This window comes from Phycobacter sedimenti, assembly GCF_038148855.1.
In the GTDB taxonomy this organism is placed as follows: domain Bacteria; phylum Pseudomonadota; class Alphaproteobacteria; order Rhodobacterales; family Rhodobacteraceae; genus Phycobacter; species Phycobacter sedimenti.
The window spans coordinates 16,215-35,352 of sequence record NZ_JBBVGR010000012.1; the positions used below are offsets into that span (position 1 = coordinate 16,215).

16 protein-coding genes are annotated in these 19,138 nt (G+C 58.5%); 8 read left to right on the top strand and 8 right to left on the bottom strand.

The features are described 5' to 3' along the window. Positions 1-135 precede the first annotated feature (135 nt). The 3 genes from AADA15_RS18550 (at position 136) to AADA15_RS18560 (ending at position 4,192) form a co-directional block, all read left to right on the top strand. The gene (locus AADA15_RS18550; protein WP_341643053.1) at positions 136-1,488 is read left to right on the top strand and encodes a glutamine synthetase family protein; all 1,353 of its coding nucleotides are present in this window, start codon (positions 136-138) and stop codon (positions 1,486-1,488) included. Positions 1,489-1,557: 69 nt separating this feature from the next. After that, entirely contained in the window at positions 1,558-2,940 is a 1,383-nt protein-coding gene (locus AADA15_RS18555; protein WP_341643054.1) for an aldehyde dehydrogenase family protein, read from the top strand. Between the two features lie 106 nt (positions 2,941-3,046). Beyond that, positions 3,047-4,192 carry an iron-containing alcohol dehydrogenase gene (locus AADA15_RS18560; RefSeq protein ID WP_341643055.1) on the top strand — a complete coding sequence of 382 codons (1,146 nt, stop codon included), beginning with the start codon at positions 3,047-3,049 and terminating at the stop codon, positions 4,190-4,192. 275 nt (positions 4,193-4,467) lie between these two features. On the opposite strand, the gene AADA15_RS18565 is transcribed toward AADA15_RS18560, so the two are convergent. From AADA15_RS18565 to AADA15_RS18585, 5 genes are read right to left on the bottom strand one after another with little or no spacing between them, the layout of a single operon-like run. After that, positions 4,468-5,946: a glycosyltransferase family 2 protein gene (locus AADA15_RS18565; protein ID WP_341643056.1), complete on the bottom strand. Its 1,479-nt coding sequence runs from the start codon at positions 5,944-5,946 to the stop codon at positions 4,468-4,470. Continuing rightward, positions 5,939-7,108 carry a hypothetical protein gene (locus tag AADA15_RS18570; protein ID WP_341643057.1) on the bottom strand — a complete coding sequence of 390 codons (1,170 nt, stop codon included), beginning with the start codon at positions 7,106-7,108 and terminating at the stop codon, positions 5,939-5,941. The genes AADA15_RS18565 and AADA15_RS18570 overlap by 8 nt, the downstream gene beginning before the upstream one ends. Continuing rightward, positions 7,044-8,186 (bottom strand): YaiO family outer membrane beta-barrel protein, encoded by a 1,143-nt coding sequence (locus tag AADA15_RS18575; RefSeq protein ID WP_341643058.1) that lies wholly within the window; start codon positions 8,184-8,186, stop codon positions 7,044-7,046. The genes AADA15_RS18570 and AADA15_RS18575 overlap by 65 nt, the downstream gene beginning before the upstream one ends. Then, a complete protein-coding gene (locus AADA15_RS18580; RefSeq protein ID WP_341643059.1) occupies positions 8,179-9,765 on the bottom strand; it encodes a response regulator in 1,587 nt (528 codons plus the stop codon). The genes AADA15_RS18575 and AADA15_RS18580 overlap by 8 nt, the downstream gene beginning before the upstream one ends. After that, entirely contained in the window at positions 9,755-10,144 is a 390-nt protein-coding gene (locus AADA15_RS18585) for a response regulator (protein ID WP_341643060.1), read from the bottom strand. Before AADA15_RS18585 ends, AADA15_RS18580 begins: the two co-directional genes overlap by 11 nt. Before the next feature lie 384 nt (positions 10,145-10,528). On the opposite strand from AADA15_RS18585, the gene AADA15_RS18590 reads away from it, so the two are divergent. Both AADA15_RS18590 and AADA15_RS18595 read left to right on the top strand, forming a co-directional pair. Then, complete coding sequence (locus AADA15_RS18590; protein ID WP_341643061.1) at positions 10,529-11,758, top strand: ABC transporter substrate-binding protein; 1,230 nt, start codon at positions 10,529-10,531, stop codon at positions 11,756-11,758. Further along, positions 11,742-15,473 (top strand): response regulator, encoded by a 3,732-nt coding sequence (locus tag AADA15_RS18595; RefSeq protein ID WP_341643062.1) that lies wholly within the window; start codon positions 11,742-11,744, stop codon positions 15,471-15,473. Before AADA15_RS18590 ends, AADA15_RS18595 begins: the two co-directional genes overlap by 17 nt. 310 nt (positions 15,474-15,783) lie before the next feature. Here AADA15_RS18595 and AADA15_RS18600 read toward each other — a convergent pair whose 3' ends face one another. The 3 genes from AADA15_RS18600 to AADA15_RS18610 are packed head-to-tail and all read right to left on the bottom strand — an operon-like array spanning position 15,784 to position 16,976. Continuing rightward, complete coding sequence (locus tag AADA15_RS18600) at positions 15,784-16,521, bottom strand: IS3 family transposase (RefSeq protein ID WP_341643063.1); 738 nt, start codon at positions 16,519-16,521, stop codon at positions 15,784-15,786. A gap of 15 nt (positions 16,522-16,536) precedes the next feature. Next, the gene (locus AADA15_RS18605) at positions 16,537-16,662 is read right to left on the bottom strand and encodes a hypothetical protein (protein WP_341643064.1); all 126 of its coding nucleotides are present in this window, start codon (positions 16,660-16,662) and stop codon (positions 16,537-16,539) included. Continuing rightward, positions 16,659-16,976, bottom strand: coding sequence for a transposase (locus AADA15_RS18610; RefSeq protein ID WP_341643065.1), 318 nt, complete (start codon positions 16,974-16,976; stop codon positions 16,659-16,661). The genes AADA15_RS18605 and AADA15_RS18610 overlap by 4 nt, the downstream gene beginning before the upstream one ends. A gap of 78 nt (positions 16,977-17,054) precedes the next feature. Between AADA15_RS18610 and AADA15_RS18615 the strand changes: the two genes are divergently transcribed. From AADA15_RS18615 to AADA15_RS18625, 3 genes are all read left to right on the top strand, one after another. Continuing rightward, entirely contained in the window at positions 17,055-17,462 is a 408-nt protein-coding gene (locus AADA15_RS18615; RefSeq protein WP_341643066.1) for a hypothetical protein, read from the top strand. A 70-nt stretch (positions 17,463-17,532) separates the two neighbouring features. Next, a complete protein-coding gene (locus tag AADA15_RS18620) occupies positions 17,533-17,952 on the top strand; it encodes a hypothetical protein (RefSeq protein ID WP_341643067.1) in 420 nt (139 codons plus the stop codon). Positions 17,953-17,955: 3 nt separating this feature from the next. Next, entirely contained in the window at positions 17,956-18,765 is an 810-nt protein-coding gene (locus AADA15_RS18625) for an AICE element replication initiation protein (RefSeq protein ID WP_496401183.1), read from the top strand. The last annotated feature ends 373 nt before the right edge of the window (positions 18,766-19,138 follow it).

Below are 19,138 nucleotides of genomic sequence, written 5' to 3' on the forward strand. Positions count from 1 at the left end.
CGGCGCCCATTGTAACACACTCTCCGGCCCGCGAATCATCTTTGCGGGCCGGAGACCAGAACCGAGACTTTGCCCGCAGGCGCCACTCCGACACCGGCCTGGCCTTGCGGGCCGCAACCTGAAAGGGCCTACCTCATGCTCTCCTTCGACACGCTCAAATCCCAGGTTGCCGATGGCACCGTGGACACCGTCCTTGTGTGCCTGGTGGACATGCAGGGACGCCTGATGGGCAAACGTTTCCACGCCAAGCATTTCATCAACAGCGCCTGGGAAGAAACCCATTGCTGCAACTACCTGCTGGCCACCGATCTGGAGATGGCAACACCCGATGGCTATGCCTCCACCAGCTGGGAAAACGGCTATGGCGACTACGTGATGAAGCCCGACCTGTCCACGCTGCGCCCGATGCCCTGGCTTGAGGGCACCGTGATGGTGCTCTGTGATGTGCTGGACCACCACACCCACAAGGAAGTCCCGCACTCCCCGCGCGCAATCCTCAAGAAACAGGTCAAACGCCTTGCGGAAATGGGCTATGACGCGATGATGGCCACCGAGCTGGAATTCTTCCTGTTCGAGAAAAGTTTTGGCGAGATCGCCAAATCGGGCTTCCGCGACCTGACGCCGATCTCTGCCTATAACGAAGACTACAACATCCTGCAGACCACCAAGGAAGAGCACGTGATGCGCCCCTTGCGCAATCACCTGTGGGACGCCGGCATTCCGGTCGAAAACACCAAGGGCGAGGCCGAGACCGGTCAGGAAGAGCTGAACATCAAATACGATGAAGCGCTCAACACCGCCGATCATCACACCATCGCCAAACACGCGGTGAAGGAGATCGCCTGGCAGCAGGGCCATGCGGCGACCTTCCTGCCGAAATGGCACCAGGACAAGGTCGGCTCCTCCTCGCACGTACACCAATCGCTGTGGAAGGGCGGCAAGCCCGCCTTCCATGACGAAAACGATCCGCTGGGGATGAGCCAGCTGATGAAACACTACATGGCCGGCATGCTGAAATACGCCCCCGACTACATGTATTTCCTGGCCCCCTACATCAACAGCTACAAGCGCTTCATGAAGGGCACCTTTGCCCCGACCCGGATCATCTGGTCGGTGGACAACCGCACCGCGGGCTTCCGCCTGTGCGGCGAGGGCACCAAGGCGGTGCGCGTCGAATGCCGCGTGGGTGGCTCTGACATCAACCCCTATCTGGCCATGGCCGCGCAACTTGCGGCAGGCATTGCCGGCATCGAAGAGCAGCTGGAGCTGGCCCCTGCCGCCAAGGGCGATGTCTACCAAGGCGAAACCGGCATGCTGCCTGGCAGCCTGCGCGAGTCGCGCGAGACGCTGAAAACCTCCAAGATGCTACGCGCGGCCTTTGGCGACGAGGTGGTGGACCACTACGTGCGTGCCGCCGAGGTGGAGATCGAAGACTTCGAACGTGTCGTCACCGATTACGAGATCGCACGCGGATTTGAACGGGCCTGATCCGGCCCGACACCTGAACACCTGAATAGGGACAGGGGAACGCCCTGCCCCCAACCACAAGAGGATGGCATGAGCCAGACACTGAAATGTATCTCTCCGATCGACGGATCGGTCTTTGCCACGCGAGACACCTTGCCCCGCGATGACGCCTTTGCAGCAGCAGCCCGGGCCCGCAGCGCGCAAGCTGCCTGGGCCGCCCGCCCCTTGCAGGAGCGGATCGACCTTGTGATGGCCGGCGTCGCTAAAGTTGGCGAGATGAACGACGAGATCGTCCCGGAACTGGCCCACATGATGGGCCGCCCGGTGCGCTATGGCGGCGAATTCGGCGGCTTTAATGAGCGCGCCTCCTACATGGCCGAGATCGCAAGGGATTCGCTTGCCGATATCGAAGTGGGCGAGGATGCGACCTTCAAGCGCTACATCAAGCGCGTGCCCCATGGTGTCGTCTTTGTCGTCGCGCCCTGGAACTATCCGTACATGACCGCGATCAACACCGTGGCCCCGGCCCTGATCGCGGGCAATACCGTGGTGCTGAAACATGCGACCCAGACCCTGCTGGTCGGCGAACGCATGGCGGCCGCCTTCCATGCGGCGGGCGTGCCCGAAGATGTGTTCCAGAACGTCTTCCTCGATCACGACACCACATCCGAACTGATCGCGGCCAAGGCGTTCAACTTCGTCAACTTCACCGGCTCGGTCGGGGGCGGCCAGGCGATGGAACGTGCAGCGGCGGGCACCTTTACCGGCGTCGGCACCGAGCTGGGCGGCAAGGATCCGGGCTATGTCATGGAAGACGCAGACGTCGATGCGGCAGTCGATACGCTGATCGACGGCGCCATGTTCAATTCGGGCCAGTGCTGCTGCGGGATCGAGCGGATCTACGTGCACGAAAGCGTCTATGACGCCTTCCTCGCCAAGGCGATCGAGATCGTGAAGGGTTATAAGCTGGGCAATCCGCTGGACGCCGAGACCACCATCGGCCCGATGGCCAACGTGCGCTTCGCCAAGGAAGTGCGCGACCAGATCGCCGAAGCGGTTGAGATGGGCGCCGTGGCCCATATCGACACCTTCGCCGAGGATGACGGCGGTGCCTACCTCACCCCGCAGATCCTGACCAATGTCACCCACGAGATGCGCGTGATGCGCGACGAAAGCTTTGGCCCGGTCGTCGGCATCATGAAGGTCTCCTCGGACGCCGAAGCCATCCAGTTGATGAACGACAGCGAGTTCGGCCTGACCGTCTCACTCTGGACCAAGGATGTGGAGCGCGCGCAGGCCGTCGGCGATCAGATCGAGACCGGCACCGTCTTCATGAACCGCGCCGACTATCTGGATCCGGGTCTGTGCTGGACCGGCTGCAAGAACACCGGGCGCGGCGGCGGTCTGTCGGTCATCGGCTATCAGAACCTTACCCGCCCGAAATCCTATCACCTGAAAAAGGTGACCGGCTGAACCAATTGCGTCCGGGGCGCCCTGCGGCCCGGACCACGCCGACTCGGCCGTCGCATCATACTGAATATCCCTCCGGCCAAATGGCCCCTCTTGAAAGGCAATATCCATGTCTCTCGTTGGAAACTGGTCCTATCCGACCGCAATCAAGTTCGGCGCTGGCCGGATCAAGGAACTCGCCGCAGCCTGCGCGCAGGCCGGCATCAAGAAACCGCTGCTGGTCACTGACAAGGGCCTGGCAAACCTGCCCGTGACCCAAGGCACGCTCGACATCATGGAGGCCGCGGGCCTTGGCCGTGGCATGTTCTTTGAGGTCGACCCCAACCCCAATGAAAAGAACCTTGAGGCGGGCGTTGAGGCCTACAAGGCGGGTGGCCATGACGGCGTCATCGCCTTTGGCGGCGGCTCGGGCCTTGATCTGGGCAAGATGGTTGCCTTCATGGCAGGGCAAACCCGTCCGATCTGGGATTTTGAAGACATCGGCGACTGGTGGACCCGCGCCGACGCGGACGCCATCGCACCGATCATCGCCGTGCCCACCACCGCCGGCACCGGATCGGAAGTGGGCCGCGCCTCGGTCATCACCGACAGCGTCACCCATCAGAAAAAGATCATCTTCCATCCCAAGGTGCTGCCCACCGTGGTGATCTGCGATCCCGAACTGACCGTCGGCATGCCCAAGTTCATCACCGCAGGCACCGGCCTTGATGCCTTTGCACATTGCGTCGAGGCGTTTTCCTCCCCGCACTATCACCCGATGTCCCAAGGCATCGCGCTGGAAGGCATGCGTCTGGTCAAGGACTACCTGCCCCGCGCCTATGCGGACGGCACCGATATCGAGGCGCGCGCGCAGATGATGTCCGCCGCGGCCATGGGGGCGACTGCCTTCCAGAAGGGCCTTGGCGCCATCCACGCCATGAGCCACCCGATCGGGGCTGTCTTCAACACGCACCACGGCACCACCAACGCGGTTTGCATGCCTGCGGTTCTGGACTTCAACGCGCCGGTGATTGCCGACCGGTTCAACCAGGCGGCAGCTTACCTGGGCATCGAAGGCGGCTTTGACGGCTTCCGTTCCTACGTGCAGGATCTGAACGACAGCCTTGGTATCCCGCGCAAGCTCTCGGACATGGGCGTCACCGAAGAATCGATTCCGGAACTGGTCAAGGGCGCGATCATCGATCCCTCTTGCGGCGGCAACCCGGTGGAGCTGACCGAAGCCAACCTCACCGAACTCTTCCGCGCAGCCCTGTAAACCCGCGCAAAACGAAACATCGCCTTGCCGCGCTGGCGAAGAACACACGCGGCAAGGTGTTGCGCAACGGGGAACTCAGTAAGGCCTCGGCACCATTCAATCAGCCATTCAACGTCGTGTTGGAGACGTACAGAGGCAGTCTCGAGCGGGACGCTTGATCAAACACTGCGGCCATCCAGTGGTTTCCAAAGATGGCCTTGGCCGGACAGCCCCGCTCCCATCCAGATTCCATTCACTGGTGTCGGCTCTTATCGCTCTAGCGGTCAGAGCCGCCGTCATTCTGAGAGGTTTCGCGGCGCGGTCTCCTGGGTCCCCATATTTGCCCCGATGCGGGCCATGTTGCCCCAGCTCTTCCCTCCCCTGAGAAAGCGCCACCAACCGACCACACGCCAGAAGCTGTTGAGCTGACGGTATCCGAAATTTTCGAGCACTGCCACCATCGCAAGGGAACACAGATCGCCGACGCGTTCAAAACGGCGAAGCGAGAACTCTTCAAGCAGCAGTGAGATCATGCTGATGAACACCCCAAACACCATGAACATGGCAGCAAAGGCCAGCAGGACGTCGAGTTCAACAATTCCCACGGCATAGAGCAGCGGGATGAGCACCCAACCCGACATCTCTGCAAGGGGGCCCAGAACGTCGAACAGGAAGGACAGCGGAAACGCCAGCATTCCAATGCGCCCGTAGCGCGGGTTTGCAAACATCGAAAGGTTGGAGAAGAAGCCTTCAAGTGCCCCCTGTTGCCAGCGCACCCGTTGGTTTTTCAACACCTTCAAGGTCTCGGGAGCTTCGGTCCAACAGACCGGCTCGGGAATGAATTCCATGCGGTAGTCGCGGCCCTCGCTGCGCAGGCGCCGATGCATCCGCAGGATGAGATCGTAATCCTCCCCCATGTTCGTGGTGCAGAACCCGCCGACTGCAATCGCGTTTTCGCGCTGGATTAAGGCAAAGGCGCCAGAGATGATCGTGAGTATCCCGAGTTGACTGTAGGCCAGCCGCCCCATCAGAAAAGCACGGATGTATTCGGCAATTTGAAATCGCACCAGCAACTTCGAGGGCATGGCCACCTTGCTGACCACGCCATTCTCAACTGTGCATCCGTTAATGATCCGTACGACGCCGCCAGCGGCAATCATGCGCTCGGGATCGTCGACAAAGGGTTGCACCGCCCCCAACAACGCTGAGGGTTCAAGGATCGAGTCCGCGTCAAGCGTACAAAAAGTCGGGTAACGCGCAATGTTCAGTCCGGCATTCAGCGCATCCGACTTGGCTCCACCATTGCATTTGTCGATAACCGTCAGATTTGGATAATGCTCGGATTTGTATGTCTTGCGAATTTCATGGCACGGGACCTGGTACTCATAGGGGACCTGCACCGCTTTGAGATCGAATTCTTCAATCAGTTTTTCGAGCGTCGCGTCAGTTGATCCATCATTGATTACGATCGCCTCGAAAACCGGGTATTCCAATGCAAGAGTCGTACGCACGCTCGCGCAGATCGTCAGCTCTTCGTTGTAGGCAGGGATCAGGATTGAGACTGGCAAAGCCACTTCTGATCGGGACAGCCACCAGGCCCGCGCAACGCGGTCCTGACGCCGCATATCGCGCAGGGCAAGCGCAGCAAAAGGCAGTTGCAGCGTATAAACCAGGTTCTGCGCCAGACCGACCGCCAGAACGAAATACGAAAATCCGACCCAAATCGAACGATGGCCTTCAACCCAAGACAGGATCTGCGAAAACAGCTCAGACATTCGCGCCAATCTCCCGGACAGCCAACGCGCCTGCCTCTTCTTGGCCGCCTTCCGCCAGGAACTGCGCGGCGCGGCGCGCGGCGCGATCACTTCCACTGGCCAATGTGGCCACGATGCGCTGGCCGACTGCACCGAAGCTCTGCAGTGACTGAGCAGCGCGAATGCAGACCAGCCAATGCGGGTCGCCCAGCAGGTTCTGCAGCGCCTCGGCGGGCATCACCTTGGAATACTCAGCGCAGCCCGCAGCCTGTTCGCGCACCAGCCAGAACGGATGCCGGGCGCCATGTTCGATAACCTGCGGCCCCGGGGAATGACCACTGCGCGCCAGCGCCGCGAAAGCGGCTGCGGCCACCGCGTCCTCATCCGACCAGCACAACGCTTCGAGGACAGAGAGACCACCATGCCCTCGGCTGGCGGCAAGCGCTTCTATTGCAGCCAGCCGGATATGCATACCGCGCCGGTGCGACATCGCAAATGCCTGAAAATGCACCTCGGCGGAATTGGAGAACCGCTTGAATATCGCGGCAATCTTGGGTGCCGAGAGATCCTCAATACGTTCCAGAACGTCTAGAACTCGCGTGAAATCTTCTGATCGGGAAAACCGCGACAGGCTCTCGCAGGCGAGATAGTCAATCAGCGGCGGATTTCGTTGTTCAAGGATGGAGACCAGGGTTTCCAGCCGTGCGCGGTCCGGCGGCAGGAACCCCAAAAGCTGGATTGCTGCGCCACGACTTCGGACAGACCCGACCGTGGCACGGCGGCGCAACCAGGGCTCGATTTCCAGTTTTTCGAAGAATGACAGAAGTTTCATGGGCATATCGCCCGAGAACGCGCGCAGGATGCCTTGGGTGATTTCGGCGAGAAACTCAAGATCCGAAGCTCGGAGCGCAAAGGTTTCGTCTAGTTTTGAAAGAGGCGTTTCCAGATGAATCAGCAGCGTCTTTCGCAATTGCTCTTGGCGGCGCTGACGCAAGGCGCTGCCTGCGCTCCGCAGGCTGCGGACCAGGATCAAACTGGCAAATACTGCCATTGCAGCCAGAGCGAGAACCAGCGTTCCCTGCCACAACATTCTGACTGACATAATATCCATGAGCATCTCAGAACCGCAGAACGACAGCCGTCGACAGCGCCTGGCGGCGATAAGATCCACGGCGGTCTTCATCGGCAAAGGAAACGAACAGGGTTGCCTGATCCAGGATCGGGTAGGACAAGCCCAGCGACCAGGTTCTTACATCCACCGTTGGGCCGCCTTCCGTTTCAGGAGCAATCGAATACCCGAAGTTGAGCGCAAGCCCGTTCCATTGGGTCTGCCAATCGGCGCGCAGAGACCAGCCTTTGTGTCGGGCGCCTGTGTTTTCGTGGCTTCGGATCAGCTTGCCATGCAGTGCGAATGTATCATTCAGCCGAAAGCGAATACCCGGAGAAAACGAGGTCGTTTTGACTCCGCTGGCATAGGTCGTATGCTGCAAGTCGAACGTGACCCATGTGTCGCCGCCCGCTGCACCCGGGGAGCCGATCCGCCACTCCAGCCCTGCTCTGGCTCGTCTCTCCGCCAGGAAATCCCCATCGGCAGAGACACCAAGTGCAAACCTCCCAAGAAGTCGTTCGGAGAACCTGGTCTCAACTCCCAGTTCCCAAAACTCGTTGTGGCGGTTAAAACGATATGCCCGCTCATAGCTCAGCTGCAGTGTCACCTTGTCACTCACACGGTAGCCCAAAACAAACCCAAGCTGTTTCCAATCCGGCGCGGCACTCCGGGAAATATCACTGCGTTCATAGGACATTGCGGCATAGAAACGTTGTGAAACCGCACCCTTGCGCGCCTGAGCAATCTGGTCGCGCAAAGTTATGACTTCCTCGGTGCTCGCGACCCCCGCAAGAACGGTTTCGGCCTGCTTGTATTCTCCTTCCTGGAAGAAAAGCCGTGCCTGAAGTATCTGGACTTCGGGGTTGTCTGGCGCCACGGCCAGCACCTCGGATACAAATGCTTGCGCCTGTGCATTGTCGCCCGACCAGCTGTGAACGCGCGCAACCGCCAAGCGGATATCCTGATTGCGCGGCTCAAGCGCAAGCGCGCGGCTCAGCAATACAATCGCGCGGCTGTATTCCTTGTCATAGGCCAAAGCCAGACCTTGTTCGTAAAGCGCTTGCGCCGAACCGGCCGCCGCAACCGGGAGCGGAGAAGCCAGCGCAGAAACGTGCAGGAGTGCCGCGACAATCAAAACAGTGAGTCTAGGCATGCTCTTGCTCTCGGCGTCTCAAAATCCCGCCAACCCGCGCAATAAGTTCGTCGAGATCAAAAGGTTTGATCAGATAGTCGTGGGCACCCGCATCAATTGCAGCAATGACATTTTGAGTTTGCCCCTTGGCCGAAATGATTACGACCGGGATGGTTTTGCCAGGTCCGGATTTGAGCTGTTTCAGAACAGAAATTCCGTCCATCCCTGGCATCATCAAATCCAGAAGCACAAGGCTGGGTTTGATGTCGGCAAATCGTTCGAGCCCATTGTGCCCGTTTCCGGCTTCGGCCACGCCCCAGCCCAGTTTCCTGAGCCTTTGCGCAACCAGTTCGCGCACCAGGGAATCATCATCGATCAACAGGACCGTCGTCTTCTTCCGGCGCAGAATATTCATGATCTTGGCGACGAGTTCGCCAATCACAAAAGGCTTGAAGATGTAGTCCACTGCACCGCCCGTAATACCTTGGAGGATCGAGCTGTCCTCTGTACGTCGGGTCAGCATAACAACGGGAATATCCCGTGTGTCGTTTTCTGCCTTGAGCGATTTCAGGACGTCAAAGCCGCTGAAGCCCGGCATGTTCACATCCTGAATGATCAGATCTGGCTGCTCGCTCCGGGCCGTTGCCACAACCTCGGTGCCGTCGCTCACCTCAACAACCTTGCAGTCCTCGCCTTCGAAGGCTTGGCGCATCAGATCCCCCATGAGCGCGTCGTCATCGCAAATCAGGATCCGATACTTCTTGTTCAGACTCTGCTTCTCCGGCGTGTTTTCCTGTCGGGGGGGGGCTTCTGCAGTCGGCACCGCAGTGAGCTGCGTTGCGATCAATTCCTTTGCATGCAGCGACAGCCGGTTCAGCGCGCGAGAAGCCCCGGCTGCGACCTCGTCCTTCTGCCGATCCTGCGCCGGGCTTTCACCCAGAAGGATATCTATGAATTCCTCTGCGCGTGACGCCAGCTCGCTGGTTTCAGAGAAGCCGAACGTGCGGGCCGAACCGGCGATCTGGTGTACGAAAACCCGCTGCTCCGTCATGTCGTCCAGGTCAGAGGCCTGGTCATCCAGCCGTTTGGCGAACGCCTCGAATTCGGGAACCAGCCCCTGCAGCTTGACCAAGAATTTCTGACGGATCAGTTCAAGGCCTTGATCAGGCGGGTTCTGTTGCTGCGCGTCCGGCCGCGCCTTTGTCTTTGACGTCTTTTCCTGTCGGGGCGGGGCTTCTGCAGTCGGCACCGCAGTCAGCTGCGTTGCAATCAATTCCTTTGCATGCAGCGACAGTCGGTTCAGAGCGCGAGAAGCCTCGGCCGCGGCCTCGTCCTTCTGCTGGGCCTGCGCCGGGGCCTCGCCAAGAAGGATATCTATGAATTCTTCTGCGCGTGACGCCAGCTCGCTGGTTTCAGAGAAGCCGAACGTGCGGGCCGAACCGGCGATCTGGTGTACGAAAACCCGCTGCTCCGTCATGTCGTCCAGGTCGGAGGCCTGGTCATCCAGCCGTTTGGCGAACGCCTCGAATTCGGGAACTAGCCCCTGAAGCTTGACCAAGAATTTCTGCCGGATCAGTTCAAGACCCTGATCAAGCGACATGCTGCTGCCAGATTGTTTCTATGTCCGAGAGGAGCATGTCAGGTGCGAATGGCTTGCGGATAATACCCGCCGCACCCGCTTCCATCATGGCCGCGTCGCTACCTTCACGGTCCGTTTTTCCGGTCAAAAACACAATCGGCGTGCTGTTCACCTCAGGCAAGGTACGCAGTTCCCGCAGGGTGTCCAGGCCATTCATCTCGGGCATGATGAAATCCAGCAGAACTAGCTGCGGCCTGAATTCGTTGACCCGGTCGAGCGCTTTACGACCCGAATTGCAGTAAAGGATTTCAAGACCAGTGCTTTCCAGAATCATGACGGCAAACTCAGAAATGAGCTCATCATCATCGACCAGCATGACCCGTCTTAGTTCGCCGGACATTGTGGGCTTCCCCCTCACCACTCAACAACATACACTAATATGTCAGACTACCGCCCCGCCCTTAACAGCGCGTTAAATCAAGCAATTGGAGTTCGTTTCGCGAGCGATTGATAGACTGGATGACATGCGGGAAGCGCCGCAGCATGCGCGCGAACACGGAAGTCTGCAATTTGAATGCGCAGTCCTTTCGGCATCCGGCATTTGGTCAAGTCACGCGGAAGGGATGCTTCCGCCCGCCAGCCACCCAGACGTCGGAAACGCGTTTTGCTCTGAGGACTTCGAAACCCAAATGCGTGCCGGGAAGGCAATCCCAGAGCCGGTTAGCTCTTGTTAACATTTCCTAACCTAAGGTGACTCTCGTTTAGTAACGAGGGATATGGCTGCATGAAACGATCATGGTTTGTCGTCGTGTTCGCAGTGCTGTTGTTAATGCATCCGCGCCAAGGACAAGCTGAGCCTCTGCAGATTTACATTGATGCGGATTACTCGATCTCCCATGAGGCTGCCGACGCGATCGAGATGGGGATCAGATCCGCGCTTTCGCAGGTGAACGACCGTCTTGGCGGCTTCGAAGTCGAAGTCGTCGCGCGGGATCATCATGGAAACAGCAAGCGGTCTTACCGGACCATGCAACAGTTCCTGTCGAACGACCGCGCGCTGCTGATGTTCGGTGGCCTGCATTCACCGCCCTACCTGACCCACAAGGATTACATCAACAGCAATGAATTGCTGATGCTGTTGCCCTGGTCGGCTGCGGGACCAATCACCCGCAGCAGCGAGGGAACTGAGAACTGGATGTTCCGACTGTCGATCGACGACTCAAAGGCCGGCAGGTTCCTGGTGCAAAGCGCCGTTGAAGACAGCGGATGCCAGCGCCTGACGCTGATACTGGTGAACACTGGATGGGGCCGCGCCAACCAAACATCCATGACCAAGGCCATGGAAGATCTCGGAGCTTCGGCACCGACGGTGATCTTCTTTGACCAATCGATTGGTAAAGCCTCGGCCGCGACCATCGCGAAACAAGTCGCACGCTCGCAGTCCGATTGCGCCATCATGCTGGCAGAGACGCTCGAGGCGGCGCATATTGTGCGCGCCCTGCATGAAACTGTTCCAGGACTGAAACTGTTCAGCCATTGGGCCATCCTAGGCCGCCAGTTTGCAGAGCTTGTACCTCACGACATCCGCACGGATTTGCGCCTCCGGGTGCTTCAAACCTGCGGGTTGAAGCGTGAGTTGCAAAACCCGGAGATCCTGCAGCAGGCTTTGCAGCGCATTCCCGGAAAAGGTTCTGCAATAAGCAGGCTATCGGATTTTGCAGCCCCCCCCGGTTTCGTGCACGGATATGATTTGACGCTAGTCCTGATCGCGGCGGCCGAACAGGCCAGCAAATCGCCCATGTGGCACAACGGGATCGCAGACAAACGAAGGGCGCTTCGTCAGGCATTGGAGAACTTGCAGAGCCCGGTGCCGGGAATCCTTGACACCTATTCGTCACCGTTTGCGCCTTACAGTCACTCCAATCCAGACGCGCACGAGGCATTGGGAGCCGAACACCTGTGCTTGTCCGAGTATCTTGCGGACGGAGGGCTGGCCCATGCCTCTGATCGCTAAGTGTAGAGAATCGAATTCGGTCGCGCGGAAATTCTTTTGTCTGGTCACGTTAATCCTTGTGCTGGCGGTTACGAGTTCCGGCGCGGCATTGTGGTTCACAGCCCGGCCCTATCTCGCGGCCAATCAGGACAAGGCAGTCCAGAGCCTGGCGAACAAGGCCTCGCACACTCTTTCCGCCAAGCTGGAAGAACACCGGCAAATGCTTTCGTTTATCGCCGCGCAGCCGGATATCGTATCCGTCGCTCTTGGCTACACCGACAATGCAGACGTTGTCGAAGACTACCTGGCAGCGCTATCTCCGAGTCCGGGCCTGCACACAGTCACGATGTACGACATCCTAAAGCAGAACATCGCGGACCACGCATTTGTCGACCATGATGAGCCAGCTTTCGGACAAGCCGAAATTATTGGACTGGTGGAAACCGTCCTTGACGGCGCCACGGAAACGCGAAAGCAATCCACGCTCTACACCCAAAAAGGTTCGATTGCGCATTTCGTGATCGGCGTGCCGGTCGCCCAGCGGGGGCTTGTCGAGGGCGTCATCCTCGGCCACGTGTTTATCGATTTGAGCGTTGCGTTGCCGGAAGGTGGAATCACGCAAGCCACCGCCGTTTTTCCAGCCAACACAGACTCTGCCTTGTCGATCCAAAGCCCGCTCCCGGACGCTGCCGTCGCAATGGTCGAAGGCTACGATCTGGCAGTGGCTCTGGTGCCGGACCGACAAGTTGTCGCGCAAGCGGGTCGGAATCTGATATTCAGGTCCGTCGGCGCAATCGCCTTCGTGCTGGTGGTGGCATTCGCGATATTCATGTTGCTTGGCCGCTCCTCTCTGCTCAAGCCACACGCCCGCCTGGCGGAACAAACAAAAGAACTCTCCGAGCTTGCGACCGAAGCGGAAAGCGCAAAGCGGTTCATTGAAACTGTCGTCCGCACCGCAACGGAAGGCATCATCACAATCAATCAAAAAGGCATTGTCCGGAGTTTCAACGCCGCTGCCGAGGAAGAATTCGGTTATACCGCCGAAGAAGTCATCGGACGGAACGTTTCGATGCTGATGCCTGACCCATATTCCAGTGAGCACGACACATACCTTTCGAACTACCACAAAACCGGAGTGGCCAAGATCATTGGCAAACGGCGTGACTTGCAGGGGCAGCACAAAGACGGAAGCCTGTTTCCGATTTCTCTTGGCATCAGCCGTGTCGATATCGGCAGCGAGGTGATTTACGCCGGGTTCGTGCGCGATATCAGTGACCGAAAGCGCGCTGAAGCCCTGGCTTCCGAACAAATGGAAGCAATTGAGGCCTCCAACGACGAGCTTTTGAAGGCCAAGGAAGAGGCCGAACAGGCCAGTCGGCTGAAATCCGAGTTTCTGGCCACTATGAGCCACGAAATTCGCACACCAATGAATGGCATTCTGGGCATGAACGAACTCCTGCTCGGTACTCATCTTGACGCCACGCAAACGCGGTTCGCACGGGCAGTAAGGATGTCGGCGGAAAACCTGTTACAGATTATCAACGACATTCTCGATGTCTCGAAGATCGAAGCCGGTCGCATGGAACTCAATCCCGCTCCGTTCAATCTGCGTGGCACGCTCGAGGATCTGATCGATCTGCTGTACCTGAGATGCCGGGAGAACGGAGTGGAGCTGGTTCTCAATTACCCGGCCTCGGAGAGTGAACAATTTGTCGGCGACGAGGGGCGGATCCGGCAAATTGTCCTTAACCTGCTGGGAAATGCAGCAAAATTCACCAGTTCCGGATCAATCCAGATAAAAATCTCAAGAAATGAAATCCCCGAGGATGGGCAAAGCGAGTTGAAAATTGCCGTGAAGGATACCGGCATTGGCATCTCCGAAGAGGCTCAAAGGAAAATTTTCGAAAAGTTCACCCAAGCCGATGCCTCGACCACCCGGGACTTCGGCGGAACTGGCCTCGGCCTTTCGATCGCCAAACAACTGGCCGAACTCATGGGTGGCACGATTGGGCTTGAAAGTACACTTGGCCTCGGTTCGACCTTCTGGGTCACGATCCGTCTTGGAAATTGCATAGAGCCTGGCACCGCCCGCCACATACCGCAGAATCTTTCCCAGCTCAGGCTTCTTGCTGCAGTCCATAACGATATGCTTCGCGAGGAACTAAGAGACTATGCCTCTCTCGCCGTCGCGGACGTGGTTGCCGTAAAAAAAGCCGAGGACATGCTGCGGGAACTGGCAGAAGAGTCGGTATCGGATAGGCCAGTGGATATCGTTTTGCTCGACAGTGCACTGCATGACAAAAGCATGAAGAAAACGCTGGAACAGCTGGCCGGGAAAGGTCTTGCCAAAGACGCCGCAGTCTTGTTGCTGACAGCCAGCTTTGACACCGAAGAGTCCGTGGCGATGCAAGCGCGCGGCTTCCAGGGAGCCATGACAAAACCGCTTCGTCTGGACAGAACCTTGCAGTTCTTGGCTGCTGTGCAGAACGAACGCCTGTATGGTAAATCTGGCTACTTCCTATGCAGTGATGATCTTGCAGTCCAGGATGAAGATGGGCTCGAACTTATTCGCCCACCACGCGCGCTTGTCATTGCCCAGTCGGACACTGATCGTGAACTGCTTGGCGATCAACTTGTCGAACTTGGCTGCGAGATTGAACTGGTCCAGGATGCTGAGACGGCAGAGCAGCGCATGACGCAGTCCGGCGCGGGTTTCGACATCCTGTTCCTCCAGCTTCAGGCGAAAAACGGAGATCGTGAAAAGCCGTTGGAAGTTTTAACCAACGGTGGGTTCGGGGCGACTCCGATCATCCTATTGGAAACAGAGGATATCGAGATGTCCTCGTCAGAGGCCGAAGATCCTCTGCGGGTAAGCGACAAGCTGGTTCTACCGCTCCGACGGCAAAAGCTGTTGGAACTGCTCCGCAAGTGGGTGCCAGATGTATTCGCTAAATCACCCGCTTCTCCGCTCGGGAAGCTGGTCGGCGCTCGGTTGCTGTTGGTGGAGGACAACGAAATCAATCGGGCTTTCATGACCGAGCTTCTGAAAGGTTTCAACATTGAACTGACCATCGCCGAAAATGGAAAACTGGCGATCGAGGCGGTCAAGAAAGGCGAGTTCGATCTGATCCTCATGGACATGCAGATGCCTTTCATGGATGGGCTTGAGGCCACCAAACTGATCCGCCGCTTCGAAATGGAACAGGGCAAGCGAACCCCAATCGTTGCCCTGACCGCAAATGCAACAGCGCAAGACAAAACCCTTTGCGTCGAAGCGGGAATGGACGACTTCTTGACGAAACCAGTCAAGAAAAAGAGCGTCGAGAATGCACTCCTTCGGTGGATCGCTCATGACCCGGAAGACACTGATCCGGAAGTCCAGCACGACGACACCCGTTTGCCGGTACTTGACCGTGAAACCTTTGGCACCTTTAAGTCTGTCATGGGCGGTCTGGCGGACAACATGATCGCCAAGACCCTCGATGCCGCTGCGAGCGGCCTTGATGACATCGAAAATGCCTGGAGCCTGGGAGACTTCCAAACCGCTTCCCGAACGGCACATAGCCGAAAGTCGACGTTAGGTCAGCTTGGCGCACAGGAATTGGCGAGTTGCATGGCCGAAATCGAGACACAGACGAATGAGCTTCCGGAAGCCGAAATCGATACGCTCCTCAACGAGGCCCAGGCCGCACTCACGCGACTTCGTGCAGAAGTACAAGGGGTGTCAGCAGCTTAGGTTTTCGCACCGCCGCCACCGATTGTCAGACCACGGCACATGGCGGATTGAGGACCCCAAGAACGCGGGCCCTCTGCCAGTCTACCCGCCTCAGCAGGCCGTTGAGCTTTTGATAGAACGGAAGCTGAAATCCGATAGCCCTGCGTGTTCGAAGGATCAGGCATAAAGCGATCATCTGGCAGACCCGAAAGAAACGTGGTCCCGCATCTTGGCAGAGGCAGGCATCGAATACCTGCGCATCCACGATTTTCGCCACACCCTGGGCAGCTATCAGGCTGCCACAGGGCCGAACGGCTACATCATCGGCAAATCACTTGGGCACCGCTCCCAGCAATCCACTGTATCGACCCAGCGGAATCTGCTCAGGTTTAGCTACTAATTGGAATGCCTCGTTTGGCGTGCGCATGGCAAGGGCCTGATGCGGGCGCTTTTGGTTATAGAACTGGATCCAATCGCCAATGGCACGGCTTGTATGTGCCAGGCTTTCGAAGCGATGGCGATGGACGCATTGTTCCTTCAACGATCGAATGAGGCGCTCCATCATGCCGTTCTGCTGCGGGCAATGTGGCGTGATGAACTCCTGTTTGAGGCCATAGCTGCGAACCAGTTTGGTGTAGGCCCGAGAAGTGAACACTAATCCATTGTCGCTGCGCAGAAGGAATGGTTCATCGACTTTCCCGAGCGTGCCGAACCTCGTAATCAGCGCGTGTTCCAACGCGGACACTGCCGTCGTCGCCTTGCCGGATCGGGACAGATGCCAGCCCAGCAGCTCGCGCGTGTGGCAGTCCATCATCAAAGCCAACGTACACCAGCCATCTTTGCCGCCCCAAACGCGGCACAGGTCGTTTGACCATCGTTCGTTGGGCCGTTTTGCAACGGATGGCAGCGCTTCCACGCGAGGCCGAGCCCCAATAGATCGTTTGCGCACCTGCGAACCTTTGATCTGAAAGATGCGCTGCACGGTGTTTTTGTTGAACCCCAGAAGCCAAGCCACCGTTCTATAACCGAACGACGGCTCTTCTTCGATCAGCGCCCTGATCGGGACCACGAACTTATCATCCAGCTAGGGAGCGGCCTTCGTCGGCTTGTAGTAGACCGTGCGGCGCGGCACATCGAACCAGGCGCACAGCTTCGTCACGGGCACCACGATCCCGTCGTCGAAAAGGCCTTGTTGAACGCTGCGGATCATTTGCCGTCCTCCGCGTCCAACAAGGCCTGGAGCTTTTTTCTAGCACGCAGCTCCAACATGGCTTCACCATAGGCTTCTTGCAGATCGCGGAGTTGCTTCTCGTATTGCTGGCGAACATCCAGCGGGTTGGCCTTCAGGGCGTTCTCCATGCCCTTGCGCGCATCATCCACCCAGTTCTCGATCTCAGAAGGCGCCAAATCATACGACCGGCTGGCCTCAGCCACGGTCGTCTTGCCTTGAATGATCTCAATGACGAGCGCGGATTTCCGCTTCGCCGTCCATCTCTTGATACCGTCTTCCAATGGTCCACTCATCGCTACGTTTTCCTCCTTGTAGCATGAGCAGAATTTCACTGGGTCGAAGGCGAGAAGTGCGCCGATGCGCTCACCCGCTTGGGCTGCCTGGCCTCGACCAGCTTTGGCGGCAGCAAAGCACTGGCCAAGACTGAGCTCAGCCCGCTGGCGGAGCGTACCGTGATCATCTGGTCCGACCTTGATGAACCGGGCCAGCACTATGCCAGCCACTTAGCGCCAGACCTCGTAACCATTCACAAGGCAACGCCGCTCATCCTGCCAATCACAGAAGACCTGGCGCAAACCCATGATCGGGCCGGAGAGCTTCCCATGCCCCTGCCCAAAGGCTGGGACGTGAGGGATGCCATTGCCGCAGGCTGGCGGCGGCGAGAGGCTGATGCCTTGGTGAACGATACGTTATGCGACCTGCCCGATGCGACAGCGCCCTACCTTACGTTGGATGCCGGAACCGCCGCACACAGCGCTGACGCCCCTACGTATAGGTAACGATACGGACCAACACGGTGCCAACGTCGATGGGTTGGAATTGTGGACCACGCCCCAGGGTGAGCCCTACGTGACGTTTCGGAGCAAGGGGCACTTTGAACATTGGCCGGTCAGCTCCCCGACCTTCCGGACCTACCTGTCCTATGCTCACTACAAGGCCGAAGGCAAAACACCCTCCAACGCCACGCTGGATGACAAGCGCCGGATGCTGGAAGGTGTCGCCCGCTTTGAAGGCGACACCCACCCGGTGTTCAGCCGGATCGCCTCTCTCGGGCGCACGCTCTACCTCGACCTGGGCAATGCAGACTGGCAGGCCGTCGCGATCACATCCGAAGGCTGGCAGGTGGTCGATCATTCGCCTGCGCGGTTCCGGCGCTCCTCCGCCATGCCGGCGCTGCCCCTGCCCGAACGCCACCCGGACGGGATCACTCTTTTGAGGGCGTTCCTGAACGTCGGCAGCGAAGACGATTTCCGGATGCTGGTAGCCTGACTCTTGGGCTGCTTTCACCCCAAAGGCCCCTACCCCATTTTGATCCTGTCCGGCGAACAGGGCAGCGCCAAAAGCACCACCGCGCCAACCCTGCGCGAGCTGATCGACCCCGGGCAGCCCAGCACCCGCAGCACGCCCAATTCGGAGCAAGACCTGGTGATTGCCGCGATGCACAATCACGTTCTGAGCTTCGACAACCTGTCCAACATTCGCCCGGTGCTGTTCAACGCCACCCGGCCTTGCCTGCTGAACGGCATTCCGGATCTGGCTTCCCGTCCGGACCTGGCAGATCGCGCCATAGGCGTTCACCTGCCCACCATCCCCGCCAGCAAACGCAGGACGCTGGGCAGTTTTCATCGGGAGTTTGCAAAGGCCAAGCCGTTCATCCTGGCCGCTCTCTTGGCGCTGTGTCCTGCGCGCTGGGGCAGATCGACGAATGGCCGACTTCGCCAAATGGGGGTGGCCTCCGAGTATGCTTTGGGGTGGCCTCAAGGGGCGTTCCTGGACTCCTACGCGGCCAATCGCGCCAAAAGCGACCAAGCTGCCATTGAAGCAAACCCGGTTGCCCTGGCGATCCTATCGCTGATGGAGGGCCGCCAGCATTGGAGCGGCACGGCTACGGAACTGAAGCAGACCCTGCGAGACCGTTTTCCCAGCCTCACCGAAGACAGCCAGAGCTTCCCCCGGTCAGAAGCGCGCTTTGGCGCGGCCCTGCGCCGGGTTCAGCCGGTGTTGCGCCGCCAAGGGGTGAACATAACTTTCAGCCGCGAAGGTAAGGCGGGAATGAGGGTGATTGAGCTGACCAACGGTTAGCCCGCCCTTTCAACGCAACGACTGCACAAGCGCTCGACCTTTTTCCAGGCCGGGCGCTTTTTGGTTTCTGATCGGGATGGCTGACAGTGCTGACAGCACTAACGTTGAACAGGCGTTGTTCCTGTAGTGAGGCGTAGCCGAAGGGAGCACGGTTTGCGGGATTCGGTGTTTTGACAGCCTGCTTTATGATGCTGTTCTTTGCTGCGAGGCGTAGCGCAGCTGTAGCACCACTCAAATATTACAAACGCAAGAAGCCACCCGAGGGTGGCGTTAAGTGTCTTATTTCGTTCAGGTATTTTTGGTTGCGGGAGTAGGATTTGAACCTACGACCTTCAGGTTATGAGCCTGACGAGCTACCTGGCTGCTCCATCCC

Coding starts and splice junctions, on each gene's coding strand:
- AADA15_RS18550 (WP_341643053.1), top strand. CDS start 136: ATGCTCTCCTTCGACACGCTCAAATCCCAGGTTGCCGATGGCACCGTG.
- AADA15_RS18555 (WP_341643054.1), top strand. CDS start 1,558: ATGAGCCAGACACTGAAATGTATCTCTCCGATCGACGGATCGGTCTTT.
- AADA15_RS18560 (WP_341643055.1), top strand. CDS start 3,047: ATGTCTCTCGTTGGAAACTGGTCCTATCCGACCGCAATCAAGTTCGGC.
- AADA15_RS18565 (WP_341643056.1), bottom strand. CDS start 5,946: ATGTCTGAGCTGTTTTCGCAGATCCTGTCTTGGGTTGAAGGCCATCGT.
- AADA15_RS18570 (WP_341643057.1), bottom strand. CDS start 7,108: ATGAAGACCGCCGTGGATCTTATCGCCGCCAGGCGCTGTCGACGGCTG.
- AADA15_RS18575 (WP_341643058.1), bottom strand. CDS start 8,186: ATGCCTAGACTCACTGTTTTGATTGTCGCGGCACTCCTGCACGTTTCT.
- AADA15_RS18580 (WP_341643059.1), bottom strand. CDS start 9,765: ATGTCGCTTGATCAGGGTCTTGAACTGATCCGGCAGAAATTCTTGGTC.
- AADA15_RS18585 (WP_341643060.1), bottom strand. CDS start 10,144: ATGTCCGGCGAACTAAGACGGGTCATGCTGGTCGATGATGATGAGCTC.
- AADA15_RS18590 (WP_341643061.1), top strand. CDS start 10,529: ATGAAACGATCATGGTTTGTCGTCGTGTTCGCAGTGCTGTTGTTAATG.
- AADA15_RS18595 (WP_341643062.1), top strand. CDS start 11,742: ATGCCTCTGATCGCTAAGTGTAGAGAATCGAATTCGGTCGCGCGGAAA.
- AADA15_RS18605 (WP_341643064.1), bottom strand. CDS start 16,662: ATGATCCGCAGCGTTCAACAAGGCCTTTTCGACGACGGGATCGTGGTG.
- AADA15_RS18610 (WP_341643065.1), bottom strand. CDS start 16,976: ATGAGTGGACCATTGGAAGACGGTATCAAGAGATGGACGGCGAAGCGG.